Annotated in this window: 3 protein-coding genes and 1 pseudogene; 2 read left to right on the top strand and 2 right to left on the bottom strand. The window is 37.4% G+C overall.

Going from position 1 to position 2,083, the window contains the following annotated elements; translation table 11 throughout:
• Positions 1-240 (bottom strand): transposase (locus TT12_RS14940; protein WP_045456512.1); only part of this gene is annotated, 240 nt, incomplete at its 3' end.
• Between the two features lie 3 nt (positions 241-243).
• Positions 244-624 (bottom strand): annotated as a pseudogene (locus tag TT12_RS14935) (Fic/DOC family N-terminal domain-containing protein); the annotation flags it as partial.
• 202 nt (positions 625-826) lie between these two features.
• On the opposite strand from TT12_RS14935, the gene TT12_RS14930 reads away from it, so the two are divergent.
• Together TT12_RS14930 and TT12_RS14925 are read left to right on the top strand one after the other, a co-directional pair.
• Complete coding sequence (locus tag TT12_RS14930; protein WP_045456507.1) at positions 827-1,447, top strand: hypothetical protein; 621 nt, start codon at positions 827-829, stop codon at positions 1,445-1,447.
• Between the two features lie 49 nt (positions 1,448-1,496).
• The gene (locus TT12_RS14925) at positions 1,497-1,994 is read left to right on the top strand and encodes a hypothetical protein (RefSeq protein ID WP_045456504.1); all 498 of its coding nucleotides are present in this window, start codon (positions 1,497-1,499) and stop codon (positions 1,992-1,994) included.
• Positions 1,995-2,083: the final 89 nt, after the last annotated feature.

Raw genomic sequence — 2,083 nt, 5'->3', positions numbered from 1 at the left:
AGAGATTTCAAGATCGCCTGTATCACTGCGGACGGTCTTTTTAGTGTGTCCGTTGCGCTTGTTTGGTTTATCTGCTTTCTCATGCTTGGGGTAGCCGAGATGGTCTTCCATCTCAGCCTCTAAGGCAGTATCGATAAAGGATTGCATGAGCTGCTTTTGGAAGTCTTTGATGTTATCAAAGCTTTTCATGCTACCAGCCATTTGTTCGGCCAGTTTTTTAATGTCAGATTGAGTAGTCATTGCTTATTCTCCTGTTAATGGATTATAAGCAGTTACACAGTTTTTAGGAAACTCCCGACTGTTTTTGAGCGTCGTACCCGGCAGCTTACGAAACCCTGCCACGTTTTTCTCTAACTCTTCTTGAATCGCTAAAATGTCACTTAAGCGAATAATACCGCTTTTTCGTACCGTATCAAAACTTGATTTGAGCGCTTGTGTGTAGTTCTGCACCTCTTTGGTCGCAAGGCTCTGATTGACGATATCAAGCTCAGCTTTAAACAGCTCATCATTGGTTGTGACAATATTTTCGATCTCAGAGCTGTGCTTCGCCTCTTGTAGCGCCAACGTATTGATTAAAATAGCTTCATTAGGAATAGAAGAGACCACACCTTTAAGCTCAGCTAAGTATCGGTTGGTTGCCCTTACGCAGGGGGCGGGGCGACTAACAAACTAAATTTAAAAAACTTTAGTTTGTTAGTTTAAAATTGTTACTTATTTGTTACAATGAGTTCTATCAACAATTTTTAGTTATTTAATAAATTAGACATTGTATTCGTTCGATCAAAGTATCGCCTAAAATTTTAGGGGAAATTCAAAGGACTTTAGTATGGCTATACAGAAAATAAGTGCAAACGATGACTTGGCTCCTGATTTTGAAACATTTGGAGTAATGAAAAAAATTGCTAAACAAACTCTATATATAGCTTTGGGTTTATCTATACTCGCATTTATTTTTGGGGGCGGTTTCATATCAGCCTTACTAACATTCATGCTTTCGCTCTTTATAATACTAGGTATACGATTCACATTTCTACAGTTCACGCTGATAGCGACTAAAGGAAGAAAGGAATACGATAAAGTTCATAATTATTACAAAGAGCTAGCCATAAAGAATAATATAAATGTTTCTTACGAGGCTCCTGGGATAATTATAGATAAAGAAGCTAGAAAGATAGCCTTTACCATTGATCCAGAACAAGAAAAGAGAGTGATTATTTGCGATTTTTCTGATATCAGGCAGTGGTATTCACATGAATCAACTGTGACAAATGAAAATTATAAGGTGCATAGTTCGGGTCATATTAGCGGCGGAAAGACTGAGACTACTTTTACTGGTATGAGGGTAGAAATCAATGACCCTGATATGCCTTTATATTCCTTTTGGACTGCTAACCATAATGATTCAAATTTATGGATGGCAAGGCTATCCAGCCTTATAAATGGCTAGCTATTTATCGCTCAATCCATTGACTATAAACGTATTTAGGAACGAAAAAATGAAAATTACCACATTACTTACTATTATCCCATTATCATTGTTATCTATCAGTGCTATGGCTGGTATGGGTTCGACTAAAGGTGATACAACCTGTATCGTCATTAGCTCTATCGCTAAAGCTAAGACGCATGGCATGGCATGTTCTTATACAGGAGATGTAGGCGGTAGTATGAGTTATTCAATCGAACAAATGAATTACAAACTTGCTACAGGCACAAAATACAGCACCATAAACGATGCAACTTTTGACTTTGGTAAGGATGGGAAGGTTAAAAACCTTGTGGAAGAAATAAGTCTTAATGGTAAGCCAGCCAAACTTAAAAATCTCATCGACGGTACTTATAAAGAGATTAGTGAAGCGGATTTAGATGCGCGTTATAATAAAGAGCCTGTTGACTTAACAGATATTTTAAAATGCTTTATTCCTGATGCCAAGAAAGACACTGCATTCTGTGTGCCGTTCTTTGAAGAAGGTGAAGAAGACGGCATGTCTTAGTTGTCCCCCCCCTTTTTTCTCCTAAACGTAAAAACTTTCACATAAAGTATATTTAGTAGTCTAGATGGTAATATCTTCTATATTCCATA

The organism is Psychrobacter sp. JCM 18903 (genome assembly GCF_000586475.1).
Classification (GTDB): Bacteria; Pseudomonadota; Gammaproteobacteria; order Pseudomonadales; family Moraxellaceae; genus Psychrobacter.
The sequence above is the reverse complement of the archived record's forward strand: the minus strand, read 5'-3'. Positions and strand labels throughout refer to the sequence as shown.

Coding starts and splice junctions, on each gene's coding strand:
- TT12_RS14930 (WP_045456507.1), top strand. CDS start 827: ATGGCTATACAGAAAATAAGTGCAAACGATGACTTGGCTCCTGATTTT.
- TT12_RS14925 (WP_045456504.1), top strand. CDS start 1,497: ATGAAAATTACCACATTACTTACTATTATCCCATTATCATTGTTATCT.